General features: G+C 73.7%; 13 protein-coding genes. 7 read left to right on the forward strand and 6 right to left on the reverse strand.

What is annotated here, in order from left to right:
* Positions 1-31: 31 nt before the first annotated feature.
* Positions 32-1,228 (reverse strand): SAM-dependent methyltransferase, encoded by a 1,197-nt coding sequence (locus AAEM63_RS03820; protein WP_341360331.1) that lies wholly within the window; start codon positions 1,226-1,228, stop codon positions 32-34.
* 212 nt (positions 1,229-1,440) lie between these two features.
* Here AAEM63_RS03820 and groES point away from each other — a divergent pair, with 212 nt between their 5' ends.
* On the forward strand, positions 1,441-1,737 hold the full coding sequence (gene groES, locus AAEM63_RS03825) for a co-chaperone GroES (protein WP_123917213.1): 297 nt from the start codon (positions 1,441-1,443) through the stop codon (positions 1,735-1,737).
* Between the two features lie 329 nt (positions 1,738-2,066).
* Here the strand turns inward: groES and AAEM63_RS03830 are convergent, their stop codons facing one another.
* A complete protein-coding gene (locus AAEM63_RS03830) occupies positions 2,067-2,360 on the reverse strand; it encodes a WhiB family transcriptional regulator (RefSeq protein WP_123917215.1) in 294 nt (97 codons plus the stop codon).
* Between the two features lie 206 nt (positions 2,361-2,566).
* Between AAEM63_RS03830 and AAEM63_RS03835 the strand changes: the two genes are divergently transcribed.
* Together AAEM63_RS03835 and guaB are read left to right on the forward strand one after the other, a co-directional pair.
* Positions 2,567-3,535, forward strand: coding sequence for a MerR family transcriptional regulator (locus AAEM63_RS03835; RefSeq protein ID WP_341360332.1), 969 nt, complete (start codon positions 2,567-2,569; stop codon positions 3,533-3,535).
* 93 nt (positions 3,536-3,628) lie between these two features.
* Positions 3,629-5,146 (forward strand): IMP dehydrogenase, encoded by a 1,518-nt coding sequence (gene guaB / locus AAEM63_RS03840; RefSeq protein WP_341360333.1) that lies wholly within the window; start codon positions 3,629-3,631, stop codon positions 5,144-5,146.
* 44 nt (positions 5,147-5,190) lie between these two features.
* Here guaB and AAEM63_RS03845 read toward each other — a convergent pair whose 3' ends face one another.
* A complete protein-coding gene (locus AAEM63_RS03845; protein WP_341360334.1) occupies positions 5,191-5,997 on the reverse strand; it encodes an exonuclease domain-containing protein in 807 nt (268 codons plus the stop codon).
* Positions 5,998-6,084: 87 nt separating this feature from the next.
* Here AAEM63_RS03845 and AAEM63_RS03850 point away from each other — a divergent pair, with 87 nt between their 5' ends.
* The 3 genes from AAEM63_RS03850 to AAEM63_RS03860 all read left to right on the forward strand — a co-directional run bounded on the left by AAEM63_RS03850 (position 6,085) and on the right by AAEM63_RS03860 (position 9,497).
* A complete protein-coding gene (locus tag AAEM63_RS03850; protein ID WP_341360335.1) occupies positions 6,085-6,810 on the forward strand; it encodes a CoA pyrophosphatase in 726 nt (241 codons plus the stop codon).
* A gap of 28 nt (positions 6,811-6,838) precedes the next feature.
* Positions 6,839-7,960 (forward strand): GuaB3 family IMP dehydrogenase-related protein, encoded by a 1,122-nt coding sequence (locus tag AAEM63_RS03855; protein WP_341360336.1) that lies wholly within the window; start codon positions 6,839-6,841, stop codon positions 7,958-7,960.
* A gap of 130 nt (positions 7,961-8,090) precedes the next feature.
* Positions 8,091-9,497 carry a class II fumarate hydratase gene (locus AAEM63_RS03860; protein WP_341360337.1) on the forward strand — a complete coding sequence of 469 codons (1,407 nt, stop codon included), beginning with the start codon at positions 8,091-8,093 and terminating at the stop codon, positions 9,495-9,497.
* 253 nt (positions 9,498-9,750) lie between these two features.
* On the opposite strand, the gene AAEM63_RS03865 is transcribed toward AAEM63_RS03860, so the two are convergent.
* From AAEM63_RS03865 to AAEM63_RS03875, 3 genes are read right to left on the reverse strand one after another with little or no spacing between them, the layout of a single operon-like run.
* Complete coding sequence (locus tag AAEM63_RS03865) at positions 9,751-10,938, reverse strand: acetate kinase (protein ID WP_341360338.1); 1,188 nt, start codon at positions 10,936-10,938, stop codon at positions 9,751-9,753.
* On the reverse strand, positions 10,935-13,085 hold the full coding sequence (gene pta / locus AAEM63_RS03870; RefSeq protein ID WP_341360339.1) for a phosphate acetyltransferase: 2,151 nt from the start codon (positions 13,083-13,085) through the stop codon (positions 10,935-10,937). The genes AAEM63_RS03865 and pta overlap by 4 nt, the downstream gene beginning before the upstream one ends.
* Positions 13,086-13,111: 26 nt before the next feature.
* Entirely contained in the window at positions 13,112-15,604 is a 2,493-nt protein-coding gene (locus AAEM63_RS03875) for a phosphoketolase family protein (RefSeq protein WP_341360340.1), read from the reverse strand.
* Between the two features lie 200 nt (positions 15,605-15,804).
* On the opposite strand from AAEM63_RS03875, the gene AAEM63_RS03880 reads away from it, so the two are divergent.
* Positions 15,805-16,758, forward strand: coding sequence for an SURF1 family protein (locus AAEM63_RS03880; RefSeq protein ID WP_341360341.1), 954 nt, complete (start codon positions 15,805-15,807; stop codon positions 16,756-16,758).
* The last annotated feature ends 36 nt before the right edge of the window (positions 16,759-16,794 follow it).

Raw genomic sequence — 16,794 nt, forward strand, 5'->3', positions numbered from 1 at the left:
CGCGCCGTGGCCTCGGCCGGCCCGGGCGCTGTCACACCGGCTCGACGACGATCACGACCTGGCGTCCGGCGAGGCGGGTCAGGACCACCGTCGCGCTCGCCCGCCCGGCGAGTCCCAGCCGCCGGCGGAGCTGCTCCGGCTCGACGGCGGTGCCCCGCTTCTTGATGGTCAGGGCGCCCACGTCCCGGGTCCGGAGGTACTCGCGCAGCCGCTTGAGACCGAAGTCGAACAGGTCGAGCACCCGGTAGGAGGTGGCGAACGGGCTCGCGGCCGGGGCGTCGCCGGTGAGGTAGGCGATGTCCTCGTTCACCAGTCCGGCGCCGAGGTCCTCGGCCAGCCGGGCCACGAGACCCGCGCGGATGACCGCGCCGTCGGGCTCGTGGAGGAACGCCGCCAGCGGGCGTACCTGCCCGGCGCGCACCGGTGCGTCCGCCGGGACGGGGGCGGGCTCGGCGAGCACGGCCGCGCCGCGCGGCCCCAGGACGAGGGCCGAGCGGCCCGGGCCCTCGGGGGCGAGGCCGGCGAACCACAGGCCCGCCTCGACGACGTCACCGTCGACGCTGACCCACTGCGCGTGCGCGTCGGCGGGCAGGGCGGCGTGGGGGATGCCGGGCGCGACCTTGAGGCCGAGGTCCGGCACCCGGGTCCGCAGGTCCAGCAGAGCCCCCAGCGGCGGGGAGTACGCCGCCGGGTCGAAGACGCGCCGGCCGCCGCCGGTGCGGCGGGCCGGGTCGGCGAAGACGGCGTCGACCCCGTCGAGGGAGACCGCGAGGGCGTCGCCGTGGCGGGCCTCCACCCCGGGGAAGCGAGCGAGGTTGGCGGCGGCCAGGGCCGCCGTCGCCGCGTCGGCCTCGACGGCCAGGACGCGGACGCCCGCGGTGGCGAGGGCCATGGCGTCCCCGCCCAGGCCGCAGCCGAGGTCCGCGACCATGCCGGCGCCCGCAGCGGCGTAGCGCCGGGCGTGGTGCGCCGCCACCTCCCGGCGGGTGGCCTGCTCCAGGCCGGCCGGGGTGAGGTACATCGTCGCCGCGGCGTCGCCGAACTTCGCCCGGGCGCGCTGGCGCAGCCGGGCCTGGGTCAGGGCCGCTGCCACGAGGGCGGGGTCCGTCCCCCGCGCTCGCAGGGCCGTGCCCAGACGCAGCGCGTCCGCCTCGGCGTAAGGAGGCAGACCCTCCAGGAGGGCCCGGCCCTCGGGGCTGAGGAGCGCGGCGACGGCGGAGGGGTCCACCCGTCGATCGTGCCACCGACCGGCCGGTGGGGACACGTTGGCACTCACCTTGACCGAGTGCTAACTCACGCCTAGATTGGCACCAGACGCGGCCGCTGGCCGCGGCAGCGCCTCCGGAACCTGACGCGCCCGACCCCCGCGACGGCGGGCGTCCACGGTGATGGTGGCGTCATCCCTGATCCGTCCCATCACATGCGAAGGGGAGGTCCGCAGTGTCGGTCTCCATCAAGCCGCTCGAGGACCGTATCGTCGTCCAGACCCTCGAGGCCGAGCAGACCACCGCGTCCGGTCTGGTCATCCCGGACACCGCCAAGGAGAAGCCCCAGGAGGGCACCGTCCTGGCTGTCGGTCCGGGCCGTGTCGACGACAACGGCAACCGCGTCCCGCTCGACGTCGCCGTCGGCGACGTCGTCATCTACAGCAAGTACGGCGGCACCGAGGTGAAGTACGCCGGCGAGGACTACCTCATCCTCTCCGCGCGCGACATCCTCGCGATCGTCGAGAAGTGACCCGCGCCTGACAGCGCGACGAAGCCCCGGCCTCCTGGTGGAGACCGGGGCTTCGTCATTGTGGGGCAGACCGGGGCCTCGTCTCTTGGAGCAGACCGGGGCCTCGTCACCTCCAGTGGTCACCAGGGCCGGGTCGAGCGCGGTCACGGTGGACGAGACGTGACCCGCGCCTGACAGCGCGACGAAGCGCCTGACAGTGCGACGAGGCCCCGGCCTCCCGAAGGAGACCGGGGCCTCGGCGTGCTGGTCGAGTGGTCACGCGCCGGGCTTGCGGTGTGTCGGCGCCGAGCTGCCGGGGCTCCCCTGCAGGCCCCGGCCGCCCGCAGCGGTCAGGAGGCGCGGCGCTCGGTGGTGCCGGAGAGGATGGACAGGCGGTCGTCCTCGCTGAGGCCGCCCCAGACGCCGTACGGCTCACGGACCTTGAGCGCGTGCTCCCGGCACTCGTTGATCACCGGGCAGGTGGCGCAGACGGCCTTCGCTGCCTCGTCGCGCCGACGGCGGGTGCCCCCACGCTCACCCTCCGGGTGGAAGAACAGGTCCGGGTCGGCATCGCGGCACGCGCCCTCGTACTGCCACTCCCAGAGGTCCATCACCGGGCCGGGAAGCCTTGACAGCTCAGCCATGTCGTTCGTCCTTCCGTCACGCCGACCACTCGGCGAATCGATGTTGCCGCGCTCAACCTACCAACCGATGCGCAACTTGTTCAAGCCCCTTTCGGAACTGATTCACGAAACGTTTCGTCGGCGGTGCGGCCGGGCCGAGTGGCACGCGGGCATGGATCGCGTCAAGATCGCTTCATGACCATGTGGCAGAGGGTGGAGCCGAGGCGATGACGGCGACCCCCGACGCCGGCGACGGCCGAGACGACAGCGCCATCCAGGCCCAGGAGGGCGTCCCCCTGACCGTGGCTGCGGTGGCGGCCCGCCTGGGCGTGGCGGCGTCCACCCTGCGCACCTGGGACCGGCGCTACGGCCTCGGCCCCACGGCGCACGAGGCCGGCGCGCACCGGCGCTACTCGCCCGACGACGTGGCCCGGCTCGAGCGGATGCGCCACTTCACCCTCCAGGGCGTCGCCCCGGCCGACGCCGCCCGCGCGGCGATGAGCGCCGACCCCGAGGACCTCCAGCAGGCCCCGTCCCTCGACGGCGCGCCGGGTCCGTCCGTGCCGCACGAGCCGCTGCTCGTGGACCCGCTCTCCCTGGCCGCCGCCGCGATGGAGCCCGACCAGCCGCGCGTGCAGCGCATGCTCGCCCAGGAGGTCCGTGAGAAGGGCATCGTGCGCGCGTGGACGGCGCTGGCCCGGCCCGCCCTGTCGATGCTCGGCAAGCGCGACCGCTCGGACCGTCCCGGCGTCGACCCCGAGGAGATGGTCCAGGCCGCGGTCCTCACCGCGGTGCGCGACGTCACCGCGCAGGCCGAGCGCGGCCACCACGCCCGGACCGGTGCCGAGCCGCGGCGCACCGTCCTGCTCTGCGCCGGGCACGACCACCGGCTGCGCGCCCACGTCATCGGCGGCGCCCTGGCCGAGCGAGGCGTGAGCGCGCGGGTGCTGCGCGCCGAGAACGCCGGCGGCGCCGACGACCTCCTCGCCGCCCTGGACAGCCGCGGCGCGCGGGTCCTCGCCGTCCTCGGCCACCCGCCGGGGGCCGAGGAGCTCGTCCGTGCGGTGGCCGAGCGCGGGGACATCGAGGTGTTCCTCCTCGGCGAGCACCCGCCCGACGTCTGGCTGCCCCGCGTGCGGCGCGTGCGCACCCCCACCGCAGCGGTCGAGGAGATCGCCGGGATCCTCGAGGACTGAGCCGGCCGGTTCCCTCGAGCGACTGAGCAGCCGGTTCCCCCGAGGAGCGGGACGCCACGGCGGGCCCGCGCCGTGCGCACGTACTATCACGGGGTGAGCGAGACGACCGCACCCGCAGACCCGTTCGGCCTCGTGGGGCTGACCTACGACGACGTCCTCCTCCTGCCCGGGGCGACCGACGTCATCCCCTCCGAGGTCGACACCTCGAGCCGGCTGACCCGCGGGATCACGCTGCGGGTCCCGCTCGTGTCCGCGGCGATGGACACCGTCACCGAGGCCCGGATGGCCATCGCGATGGCCCGGCAGGGCGGTCTGGGCATCCTGCACCGCAACCTCTCCATCGAGGAGCAGGCCCAGCAGGTGCGCGTGGTCAAGCGCTCCGAGTCGGGCATGGTGAGCGACCCCGTGACCATCGGGCCGGACGCCACCCTGGCCGAGCTCGACGCCCTCTGCGGGCGCTACCGCGTCTCCGGGCTGCCGGTGGTCGACCACGAGGGCGTGCTGCTGGGCATCATCACCAACCGCGACCTGCGGTTCATCCCGCCGGCGGACTTCGCCACCCGGGCCGTCCGCTCCGCGATGACCCCCATGCCGCTGGTGACCGCCCCGGTCGGCATCGCGTCGGCAGACGCCGCCGCGCTGCTGGCGAAGCACAAGATCGAGAAGCTCCCCCTCGTCGACGACGCCGGGCGCCTGCGCGGGCTCATCACGGTCAAGGACTTCGTCAAGTCCGAGCAGTACCCGCGCGCCACGAAGGACGACGACGGCCGGCTCATGGTCGGTGCCGCCATCGGCTACTGGGGCGACGCGTGGGACCGGGCCGCGGCCCTGGCCGAGGCCGGGGCCGACGTCCTCGTCGCCGACACCGCCAACGGCGAGGCGAGGCTCCTGCTGGAGATGATCGCGCGGATGAAGAAGGACAAGGCCTTCGCGTCGCTGCAGATCATCGGCGGCAACGTCGCCACCCGCGAGGGGGCGCAGGCACTCGTGGACGCCGGCGTCGACGCCGTCAAGGTCGGCGTGGGCCCCGGGTCGATCTGCACCACCCGGGTCGTCGCCGGCGTCGGGGTCCCGCAGGTCACGGCCGTCCACCTCGCCGCCCAGGCGGCCAAGCCGGCCGGCGTGCCGGTCATCGCCGACGGCGGCCTGCAGTACTCCGGCGACATCGCCAAGGCGCTCGTCGCCGGGGCGGACACGGTCATGCTCGGCTCGCTGCTCGCCGGGTGCGAGGAGTCGCCCGGCGAGCTCATCTTCGTCAACGGCAAGCAGTACAAGCACTACCGCGGGATGGGCTCCCTCGGGGCGATGGCCTCGCGGGGACGCGTCTCGTACTCCAAGGACCGCTACTTCCAGGCCGACGTCGACACCGACGACAAGATCGTCCCGGAGGGCGTCGAGGGTCGTGTGCCCTACCGCGGCCCGCTGTCCGCCGTGGCGTACCAGCTCACCGGCGGGCTGCACCAGTCCATGTTCTACGTCGGCGCGCGCACGATCCCCGAGCTGCAGCAGCGAGGACGGTTCGTGCGGATCACCTCGGCGGGTCTGAAGGAGTCCCACCCCCACGACATCCAGATGACCGTGGAGGCCCCGAACTACGCCGGCGGGCGCTGAGCCCGGCGGGGTCACCGGCGCCGCGGCCGCCCCGGCCGGCGGAGCTAGGCGCGCCACGTGAGCCGCCCGCGCCGCCGGAACCAGCCCGACCGCCACCCGTGGCGCCGGAGCCACCCGCGGACCCCGCGACGGCACCGGGTCGTCGGCCCCACCGGCATCGGCCAGCCGGTGTCGGGTCCGGGACCGCTGGCACCACGCTCCGCCCTCGCCGCCCGAACGCCCTCGGCCCAGCTGCGGTGGTGCACCACCTGCCAGTCGTGCAGCTCGGCGAGCGTGCGGCCCGCGACGTCGGGGTACCGGGCGGCGATGCGCCCGAGGACGTCGAGGGTCGCGACGACGTCGACCTCGGCAGTGTGCAGGTCGGCCCCGTCGGCCACCGCGTAGTGCAGGCACAGGTCGCCCAGGGTCCGCCGACCCTGCCGCCCGGGGTCGAGCGCGCGGTCCAGGACCAAGGGGTCGATGACCGGCATGCAGTCGTGGCCCAGCCGCTCGGCGAGCGGGACCAGGCCGTGGCGGTGCAGCTCCCGCTCGAGGAGGGCGAGGTCGAACGCCGCGTTGTAGGCGACGATCGGCACACCCTCGCGCTGGGCACGGGCAATCTCCTCGGCGATCTCCTCCAGCGCTCGGGCCGGCGGGGCGCCCTCGGCCCGGGCCCGCCGCGTGCTCACGCCGTGGATGGCGGCGGCCGGCGCCGGGATCTCCACGCCGGGGTCGATGATCCAGGTGCGCACGGACGTCCCCGTGGCGTCGCGGCGCACCAGGGCGGCCGTGACGATCCGGTCGTGATCGACGTCGACGCCGGTGGTCTCGGTGTCGAACCCGAGGAACGGCCCGTGCGGCCAGCTGGTCATGGTGGTCTCCTTCACTGCCCCCACCCTGGCACCGACCACCCACGCCCGGGTAACCGTGCGGGGACGGGCCGGACCTAGGCTGGGCCGGTGGACAGCCACCCCGCAGCCGGCGCCCCGCCCGGGCGCGCCCGGGCGGACCTGACGGCGCTGGCCGAGCGCGGGCGTGCCGGGACCATGACGCCCCTGGGCGGCCTCCACACCTACGACGCCGCGACCGCCGCCGGCTACCGGGCCGCTGCCGTCCTGGCCCTGTTCACCCCGACCGCGGCCGGCACCGAGGTCTTCCTCGTCCGCCGCGCCGACCACCTGCGCCACCACCCCGGCCAGATCGCCCTGCCCGGTGGACGGGTGGAGCCGGACGACGCGGGCGAGGTGGGGGCCGCTCTGCGCGAGACCCAGGAGGAGACCGGCCTGGACCCGGAGCGCGTCGAGGTCCTCGGTCCGCTGCCGCCGGTCCTGGTCCCGGTGAGCCGGTACGCCGTCACCCCGGTGCTGGGCTGGACGGAGCACCCCGACGTCGTCTCCGTCGTCGAGCCGGGGGAGGTGCTGCACACCCTGCGGGTGCCGGTCGGTGACCTCCTCGACCCGGCAGCCCGGGCGACGGTGCGGATCGCCGCCCCCGCGGGCCCCGTCTTCCGCAGCGCCGGATTCCGCACGAGGAGCGGCTGGGTGTGGGGCTTCACCGGCAACCTCCTCGACCACCTCTTCGCCGAGCTCGGCTGGACGCTCGCGTGGGACACCTCCCGTGAGGTGGCCTTCGGGTACGACGCCGCCCGCGGCCTCGCCGTCCCGCCCTCGGACGCCACGTGGTGAGCGCGCGCCGCAGCGGTAGCCTCGGGGCGTGAGCAACGAGATCGAGATCGGCCGGGCCAAGCGCGCACGACGCGCGTACAGCTTCGACGACGTCGCCGTCGTCCCCTCGCGGCGCACCCGCGACCCGGAGGACGTCTCGGTGAGCTGGCAGATCGACGCGTACCACGTGGACCTGCCCGTCCTGGCCGCGCCGATGGACTCGGTCATGAGCCCGGCCACCGCGATCGAGCTCGGCCGGCTCGGCGGCATCGGCGTCCTGGACCTCGAGGGCCTGTGGACCCGGTACGAGGACCCCGAGCCCATCCTCGCCGAGATCGCCGAGCTCTCCGAGGAGCGCTCGGTGCTGCGGATGCAGGAGCTCTACGCCGAGCCGGTCAAGCCCGAGCTCATCACGGCCCGCCTCAAGCAGGTCCGCGCCGGCGGGGTCACCGTGGCGGGGTCCCTGTCACCGCAGCGCACCCAGGAGCACTGGCGCACCGTCGTCGAGGCGGGCGTCGACCTCTTCGTCATCCGCGGCACGACCGTCTCTGCCGAGCACGTCTCCTCCCGCGCCGAGCCGCTGAACCTCAAGCGGTTCATCTACGAGCTGGACGTCCCCGTCGTCGTCGGCGGAGCGGCCACCTACACCGCGGCCCTGCACCTCATGCGCACCGGCGCCGCAGGGGTCCTCGTCGGCTTCGGCGGCGGGGCGGCGCACACCACGCGCCGCTCGCTGGGCATCCACGTCCCCATGGCGACGGCGGTGGCCGACGTGGCCGCCGCCCGGCGGGACTACCTCGACGAGTCGGGGGGCCGCTACGTCCACGTCATCGCCGACGGCAGCGTGGGCCGTTCCGGGGACCTCGTCAAGGCCATCGCCTGCGGTGCGGACGCCGTCATGCTCGGCGCCGCCCTGGCGCGCGCGAGCGAGGCGCCCGGGCGCGGGTGGCACTGGGGTTCCGAGGCGCACCACCCCGTCCTGCCCCGCGGCGAGCGGGTGCACGTGGGCACGGTGGGCTCCCTCGCGGAGATCCTCCACGGTCCCTCGACGCAGGCGGACGGGACGGTCAACCTCATCGGCGCGCTGCGCCGGACGATGGCGACCACCGGGTACTCCGACATCAAGGAGTTCCAGCGGGTCGAGGTCGTCGTGTCCCCGTACAGCGGCTGACCCCACGGGGCGCTCCGGCGCACGAGCGCACGGGCGCGCGCACGAGGTGGAACCGGGCGCGGCCGATGGGCCAGGATGGCAGCGACAACGGCGCGCGGGCGCGCCGTCGCGAACCAGGGATGGAGCAGCAGTGACGCACAGCGACCACGACTTCCGCATCGAGCACGACACGATGGGGGAGGTGAAGGTCCCGCGGGACGCGCTCTACTCCGCCCAGACCCAGCGCGCGGTCGAGAACTTCCCCATCTCCGGGCGCGGGCTGTCCGCGCACCACATCGCCGCGCTCGGGCAGGTCAAGCGCGCCGCCGCGCTGGCCAACGCCGAGCTGGGGGTCCTGCCCGAGGACGTCGCCCGGGCCGTCGCCACGGCCGCCGACGAGGTCATCGCCGGCATGCACGACCGCCACTTCCCGATCGACGTCTTCCAGACCGGCTCCGGGACGTCGTCGAACATGAACACCAACGAGGTGGTCGCCAACCTCGCCGGCACCATCCTGGGCCGGCCCGTCCACCCCAACGACCACGTCAACGCCTCCCAGTCCTCCAACGACGTCTTCCCCTCCTCCATCCACATCGCCGCCATGCAGGCGGTGACCGAGGAGCTGCTGCCGGGGCTGGAGGTCCTCGCGGCGTCCCTCGAGCGCAAGGCCGAGGAGTTCGCCGACGTCGTGAAGTCCGGGCGCACGCACCTCATGGACGCCACGCCGATCACGCTCGGCCAGGAGTTCTCCGGCTACGCCACGCAGATCCGGTACGGCATCGCCCGGGTCGAGGCGACCCTGCCGCGCCTCGCCGAGCTCCCCCTCGGCGGCACCGCCGTCGGCACCGGCATCAACACCCCGCCCGGCTTCTCCGCGCGCGTCATCGAGCTCATCGCCGAGAACACCGGCCTGCCGCTCGTGGAGGCCCGGAACCACTTCGAGGCCCAGGCCGCTCAGGACTCCCTCGTGGAGACCTCGGGGGCGCTGCGGACGATCGCGGTGTCCCTCACCAAGATCGCCAACGACCTGCGGTGGATGGGCTCCGGGCCCCGGACCGGCCTGGGCGAGCTCGCCCTGCCCGACCTGCAGCCGGGCTCGTCGATCATGCCCGGCAAGGTCAACCCGGTCGTCCCCGAGGCGACCGTCATGGTCGCTGCGCAGGTCATCGGCAACGACGCCGCCATCGCCTTCGCGGGCGCCCAGGGCAACTTCGACCTGCTCGTGATGCTCCCGGTCATGGCGCGCAACCTGCTCGAGTCCATCACCCTGGTCGGCAACGTCTCGCGCGTCCTGGCCACCAAGACCGTCGACGGGCTCGTGGCGAACGTCGAGCGGTGCCTGGAGCTGGCCGAGTCCTCGCCGTCGATCGTCACCCCGCTCAACCGGGTGATCGGGTACGAGGCGGCCGCGAGGATCGCGAAGCACTCCGTGAAGAAGGGGATCACGGTGCGCGCGGCGGTGGAGGACCTCGGCTATGTCGAGCGCGGCGAGATCACCCCCGCGCAGCTCGACGAGGCGCTCGACGTGCGGTCCATGACCGCGCCGCGCCAGCCCTGAGCCCGCGGGGGTCGCCCGCGCCGAGTCAGCATCTTCGCGGCCGAGTCAGCACGAATTTTCATGCTGACTCGGCCGCTGAACTGCTGACTCGCCGCGTCCCTGCTGAGTGAGCCGTGCCGCGGGCCCTGCTTAGTCGTCGCGTCACTGCTGAGTGAGCCGGTGCGAGCGGGCGGCGGCGCGGCCGCACCTGCTGACTCGTCGCGTACCTGCTGAGTGAGCCGGTGCCGGGCGTCCCCCGGCACCGGCCGCGGCCTCAGAGCTGAGTGAGCGCCTGGCGGGCGATGGCCAGCTCCTCGTTGGTGGGCACCACGAGGACGGCCACGCGGGCGCCGGCGGGGGAGATGACCTTGGCCTCCTTCATGCGGCCGGCGTTGAGCTCGGGGTCGATCTGCACCCCGAGGAACTCCAGCCCACGCACGGCCTCGGCGCGCACGACGTCGTCGTTCTCCCCGACCCCCGCGGTGAAGGCCAGGACGTCCAGGCCGCCCATGACGGCGGCGTAGGCGCCGATGTACTTGCGCAGCCGGTGGGTGTAGACGTCCAGGCCCACCCGCGCGGCGGTGTCACCGGCGGCGACGAGGTCGTGGAGCTCGCGCAGGTCGTTGACGCCGGTGAGGCCCTTGAGGCCGGACCGCTTGTTGAACAGGTTGTCGATCTCGTCGATGCTCATGCCCGCGTTTCGCGCGAGGTGGAACACCACGGCGGGGTCGATGTCCCCGGTCCGCGTGCCCATGACCAGCCCCTCGAGCGGCGTCAGGCCCATGGACGTGTCGACGGCGTGCCCGCCCTTGACCGCCGACGCCGACGCCCCGTTGCCCAGGTGGAGGACGACGGTGCGCAGCTCGGCCAGGTCGCGGCCGAGGACCTCCGCCACCCGGGTGGAGACGTACTGGTGAGAGGTGCCGTGGGCGCCGTACCGGCGCACCGAGTACTGCTCGGCGACCTCGCGGTCGAGGGCGTACGTGGCGGCGTCGTCGGGCAGGTTGCGGAAGAAGGCGGTGTCGAAGACGGCCACGTGGGGGACGTCGGGGAAGAGCTCGCGGGCCACCCGGATGCCGGTGAGGTTGGCGGGGTTGTGCAGCGGGGCGAGCGGGGAGAGCCGCTCGATCGTGGCCAGCACGTCCTCGTCGACGCGCACGGGACCGTCGTAGTACCGCCCGCCCATGACCACCCGGTGGCCGACGGCCACGACGTGGGCCTCGGCGAGGGAGGGACCCACCTCTTCGAAGAGGCCCGTGACGATGCGCAGGCCGTCGCCGTGGTCGGCCACGGCCGTCTCGCGCTCGGTGGTCTGCGTGCCGTGCTTGTGCACGACCCGGCCCGTCCGCTCGCCGATGCGCTCGACGAGGCCCGAGGCGAGGGCCGTCCCGGCCGCGGGGTCGACCAGCTGGTACTTGATCGAGGACGATCCCGAGTTGATGACGAGGACGGTGTCGGTCATGCGGAGGCCTCCTGCGGGGCGGGTGCGGGGGTGGTGTCGGGTGCGGGGGTGGTGTCGGCGTCGGCGGCGGCCGCGGCGGCTGCCTTCTCGGCCTGGGCCTGGACGGCGGTGATGGCGACCGTGTTGACGATGTCCTGGACCAGGGCGCCGCGGGAGAGGTCGTTGACGGGCTTGTTGAGGCCCTGCAGGACCGGCCCGACCGCGACGGCGCCGGCCGAGCGCTGGACCGCCTTGTAGGTGTTGTTGCCGGTGTTGAGGTCCGGGAAGATGAAGACCGTCGCGCGGCCCGCGACGTCGGAGTCCGGCAGCTTCGACCGCGCCACGGAGGCGTCCACCGCGGCGTCGTACTGGATCGGGCCCTCGACGAAGAGGTCGGGACGGCGCTCCCGGACGATCTCGGTGGCCCTGCGGACCTTCTCCACGTCGGCGCCCGAGCCGGACTCGCCGGTGGAGTACGAGAGCATCGCGACCCGCGGGTCCACGCCGAACTGGGCGGCAGTCGCGGAGGAGGAGATCGCGATGTCCGCGAGCTCCTCGGAGGTCGGGTCGGGGTTGACCGCGCAGTCGCCGTAGACGAGGACCCGGTCGGCCAGGCACATGAAGAACACCGACGACACGATCGAGGTGCCCGGCTTGGTCTTGATGATCTCGAAGGACGGCTTGATCGTGTGCGCCGTGGTGTGCGCGGCGCCGGAGACCATGCCGTCGGCGAGACCGAGGTGGACCATCATCGTGCCGAAGTACGACACGCCCCGGACGATCTCGCGGGCCCGGTCGATGGTCATGCCCTTGTGGGCGCGCAGCCGGGTGTACTCCTCGGCGAAGTCCTGCAGCAGCGGCGAGCAGGCCGGGTCCAGGACCGTGGCGGCCTCGATGTCCAGGCCGAGCTCGGCCGCGCGGGCCCGGACCCGCGACTCGTCCCCGAGGATCGTCAGGTCCGCGACCTGGCGGGAGAGCAGGGTCGAGGCGGCGCGCAGGATCCGGTCGTCCCCGCCCTCGGGCAGCACGATGTGCTGGCGGTCCGACCGCGCCCGCTCCAGGAGCGCGGACTCGAACATCAGCGGCGTGACGACCTCGCTGCGGGGCACGTCCAGGACCCGCATGAGCGACTCGGGCTCGATGTTCTGCTCGAAGACGCCCAGGGCGGAGTCGATCTTGCGCTGGGTCCCGCGCGCGAGGAGCCCGCGGGTCCCGGCCACGATCCGCGCCGCCTCGAACGTGTCGTGGCGGGTGACGATCACCGGGAGCCGGTTCCCCAGGCCCTCGACCAGGCGCAGCACCTGGGCGGAGGGGGCGTAGCCACCGTTGAGGACGACGCCGGCCAGGGACGGGAAGCCCTCGGCGGCGTGCGCCGTCGCCAGGGTGATGAGGACCTCGGGCCGGTCGCTGGCCGCGATGCACAGCTGGCCCTCGCGCAGCCGCTCCAGGACGTGCTCGGTGTTCATCCCGGAGATGAGCATGTGCTCGGCCTCGCGGCCGAGGAGCTCGGCGTCGCCCAGGATGAGCTCGCCCTCCAGAGCGGTCATGACGTCGCGCACGATGGGGGCGGACAGCAGCGGGATCTCCGGCAGCGCCCACACCGGCACGCCGAGCCCGGCGAGACGGTCGCGGACGACGTCGAGCTGGTCCGCGCCGCAGCGGTTGGCCACGACGCCGACCGTCGCGGCGTGGGCCTGCTCGATCTCCCCGACCGCGATCTCGACGAGGCTGTGGATGTCCTCGGGGGAGCGGTTCAGCGCCGAGACGACCAGCAGGACCGGGGCGCCGAGGTTGGCCGCCACCCGGGCGTTGAAGGCCAGCTCGGTCGGGCCGGCGACGTCGGTGTAGTCCGAGCCGACGATGAGGACGGCCTCGCACTGGCGCGCGACGTGCTGGTAGCGGTCGACGACCGTGGCCAGGGCCGCGTCGGGGTCGGCGTGGACCGCGTCGTACGTCACGCCCACGACGTCGTCGTAGGTGAGGTCGACGCCGTCGTGCTCGAGCAGGAGGTTGACGATGACGTCGTCCCCGCTCGCCGAACGGGTCACCGGCCGGAAGATCCCCACCCGGCCCACCCGCCGGGCCATGAGGTCCAGCAGGCCCAGGGCCACGATGGACTTGCCGGTGTACCCCTCCGGGGAGGCGATGTAGATGCTGGAGCGAGCCATCTGGCCGTCCTTCCTCGTCGCTGCCACTACTCGTTGTCCCCGCCCGTGGCGGCCGACGCGGTCGGTCCGCCGCGCTCGGTCGCGGTGTCACCGACGTCCGGCCACACCCAGTCCGCCACGGCCGGGATGTCCTCGCCGTGCTCCCTGGTGTAGGCGCGGGCCTCGTGCCGGGCGTCGATCATCCGCTGGCGCAGCAGGCCGTGCCGGGCGGCGAGGCCGGGCACCCGGTCGATGACGTCCATGACGAGGTGGTACCGGTCGAGGTCGTTGAGCATGACCATGTCGAACGGCGTCGTCGTCGTGCCCTCCTCCTTGAACCCGCGCACGTGGAGGTTCTTGTGCCCGGTCCGGCGGTAGGTCAGACGGTGGATGAGCCACGGGTAGCCGTGGTACGCGAACACGATCGGCCGGTCGGTGGTGAAGATCGTGTCGAAGGCGCGGTCGCTCAGCCCGTGCGGGTGCTCCTTCTCGTCCTGCAGGCGCATGAGGTCGACGACGTTGACGACGCGCACCTTGAGGTCGGGGATGTTCTGGCGCAGGATGTCCGCCGCGGCGAGGGTCTCGAGGGTGGGCACGTCCCCGGCGCAGCCGAGGACGACGTCGGGCGGCGTGCCCTCGACCTCGGTGCCCGCCCACTCCCAGATGCCCAGGCCGCGCGCGCAGTGCCGGTCGGCGTCGTCGACGCCGAGGAAGTTCGGCGCGGGCTGCTTGCCGGCGACGACGACGTTGACGTACTGCTTGGAGCCCAGCACGTGCGCGTACGTCGACAGCAGGGTGTTGGTGTCCGGCGGCAGGTACACCCGGATGATGTCGGCCTTCTTGTTGACCACGTGGTCGATGAAGCCGGGGTCCTGGTGGGAGAAGCCGTTGTGGTCCTGGCGCCACACGTGGGAGGACAGCAGGTAGTTGAGGGAGGCGATGGGCCGGCGCCACGGGATGTGGTTGGTGACCTTGAGCCACTTCGCGTGCTGGTTGAACATCGAGTCGACGATGTGGATGAACGCCTCGTAGGAGCTCATCATCCCGTGCCGGCCGGTGAGCAGGTACCCCTCGAGCCAGCCCTGGCACTGGTGCTCGGAGAGCACCTCCATGACGCGACCGGCGCGGGCGAGGTGGTCGTCGGCGTCCGTGGGCAGGTAGCCGGCGTTCCACTGCTTGTCGGTGACGTCGTAGACGTCCTGGAGGCGGTTCGAGGCGGTCTCGTCCGGCCCGAAGATCCGGAAGTTCTCGGGGTTGAGGCGCACCACCTCGGTGAGGAACTTCCCCAGCACCCGGGTGGCCTCGGTCATCGGGGCCCCGGGGACGTCGACCTCGACGCCGAAGTCGCGCCAGTCGGGCAGGCGCAGGTCCCGCAGGACCAGACCGCCGTTGGTGTGCGGGTTGGCGCTCATCCGCAGGTGCCCGGCGGGGGCGAGGGAGGCGACGGCCGGGTCCAGCCGGCCCTCGGTGTCGAACAGCTCCTCCGCGCGGTAGCTGCGCAGCCAGGCCTCGAGGTCGGCGAGGTGCTCGTCGGTGTCCCGGGCGCTGGCCAGCGGCACCTGGTGGGAGCGCCAGGAGTCCTCGGTGCGCTTGCCGTCGATCTCCTTCGGACCGGTCCAGCCCTTCGGGCTGCGGAAGACGATCATCGGCCACGCCGGCCGGTCCATGTCCGGTTCGGCGGCGGCGCGCGCCTTGATCTCGGCGATCTCGTCCAGGACGACGTCGAGGAGCTTGGCGAAGCGGCGGTGGACCGCGGCGGGGTCCTCGCCGTCGAAGCCGCCGGTGAAGAAGTGGGGCTTGTGGCCGTAGCCCCGCATGAGGTCGGCCAGCTCCTCCTCGGGGATCCGGGCGAGGACGGTGGGGTTGGCGATCTTGTAGCCGTTGAGGTGCAGCACCGGCAGGACGACGCCGTCCTTGGCCGGGTTGACGAACTTGTTGGAGTGCCACGACGTGGCCAGGGGGCCGGTCTCGGCCTCGCCGTCACCGACGACGGCGAGGACGAGCAGGTCGGGGTTGTCGAACGCGGCGCCGTAGGCGTGGGAGAGGGCGTAGCCGAGCTCGCCGCCCTCGTGGATGGAGCCGGGGGTCTCGGGGGCCACGTGGGAGGGGATGCCGCCGGGGAAGGAGAACTGCCGGAAGAGGCGGCGCAGTCCCTCGGCGTCCTGGGTGATGTCCGGGTAGGTCTCGCTGTAGGTGCCCTCGAGGTAGGTGTTCGCCACCAGGCCGGGCCCGCCGTGCCCCGGGCCCGTAATGTACATGGCGGAGAGGTCGCGCTCGGCGATGGCGCGGTTCATGTGCGCGTAGAGGAAGTTCAGCCCCGGCGTCGTGCCCCAGTGGCCCAGCAGGCGCGGCTTGACGTGGTCGCGGTGGAGCGGCTCGCGCAGCAGGGGGTTGTCGTGGAGGTAGATCTGACCGACGGAGAGGTAGTTCGCCGCCCGCCACCAGGCGTCGACCCGCTCCAGGGTCTCGGCGTCCAGGGGGGCGGTCGTCGCGTCCGAGCGGCGCTGCCACGCGGCGGGGGCGGCGGAGGTGGTGGTCATCCTGGGACTCCTCGGTGAGAAGGGCGCGGCCCGGTGGCCACGGCGGGCGGCCGCGGACCGGTCGAGGTTCGGACACGCCCAGTCTGCCCGTTTCCCCCCTCCGGCGCCGCCGCTGTCGCGGCCGGGTTCGAGCCCGGGAGAGCGCGGTGTGCCCGAGAACACAGCCGGGGGGCACACCGCCGGCGACGTAGCCTAGGTCCGTGGACCCAACCGCCCCCTCCCGCGCTGTGGTGAGCGCCACGCCGGACGTCGGCGCGGGGCGGCCGGCGGTCTCGTGGACCTGGCGCGACTACCGCGCTGCCGCGCTGACACCCCGCATGATCGGGATCTTCGTCCTGCTCCTCGCCGCCGCCGTCGTGTCCGTCCGTCTGGGTGCCTGGCAGCTCGACCGTGCGTCCGTGCGCGGCGCCGCCGAGGCCGAGGCCGCGCACGCCGCGGTCCTGGCCGCCGACCCCGTGCCGCTCGAGGACGTGCTGCGCGCCCAGACCAGCTTCACCGCCGAGCACCTCGCCCGGACGGTGGCCGTCACGGGCGAGCTCGAGGACGACCACCAGGTGCTCGTCCCCGGGCGGTCGGTGGCCGGGGAGGACGCCGTCCTCGTCGTCACCGCCCTGCGGGTGACGCAGGGACCGGACACCGGGGCGATGATCCCCGTCCTGCGCGGGTGGGTGCCGGCCGACGACGTCGTCGTCGACGACGACGGCTGGCGGCCCCGCGACGCCTCGGTCGCCGCGGTGCTCGCCGTCCCGGCCGGTGAGCAGCGGGTGACCGGGTACCTCGGCGGCTCGGAGGCGGGGGTGAGCGCCGACCTGCCCGCGGGCATGGTCGCCGCCGTCAGCTCGGCCGAGCTCGCCGGGCTCTGGGGCGGGCCCACCTACGGCGGCTACCTCGTCCAGCTCACCGAGGAGGCGGGCGGCGGGCGGGCGGCCGTCTCGGCGGAGGGCCTGGCCCACGCCCCGCCGCCGTCGATGGCGCAGGAGACCGGGCTGAACTTGCAGAACCTCGCCTACGCCGTCGAGTGGGTGATCTTCGGCGGGTTCGCGATGTTCCTGTGGGGCCGCATGGTCCGCGACGAGGTGGTCTACCGCCGCGAGGACGCCGCGGCCGTCCGCCACCAGGAGGAGACGGCACCGGCGGCACCTGGCTCCTCCTGACGGCGGCGCGGTATCCCTGCTGCGAGGGGTGCCCGC

Source organism: Georgenia sp. M64 (genome assembly GCF_038049925.1).
Lineage (GTDB): Bacteria > Actinomycetota > Actinomycetes > Actinomycetales > Actinomycetaceae > Georgenia.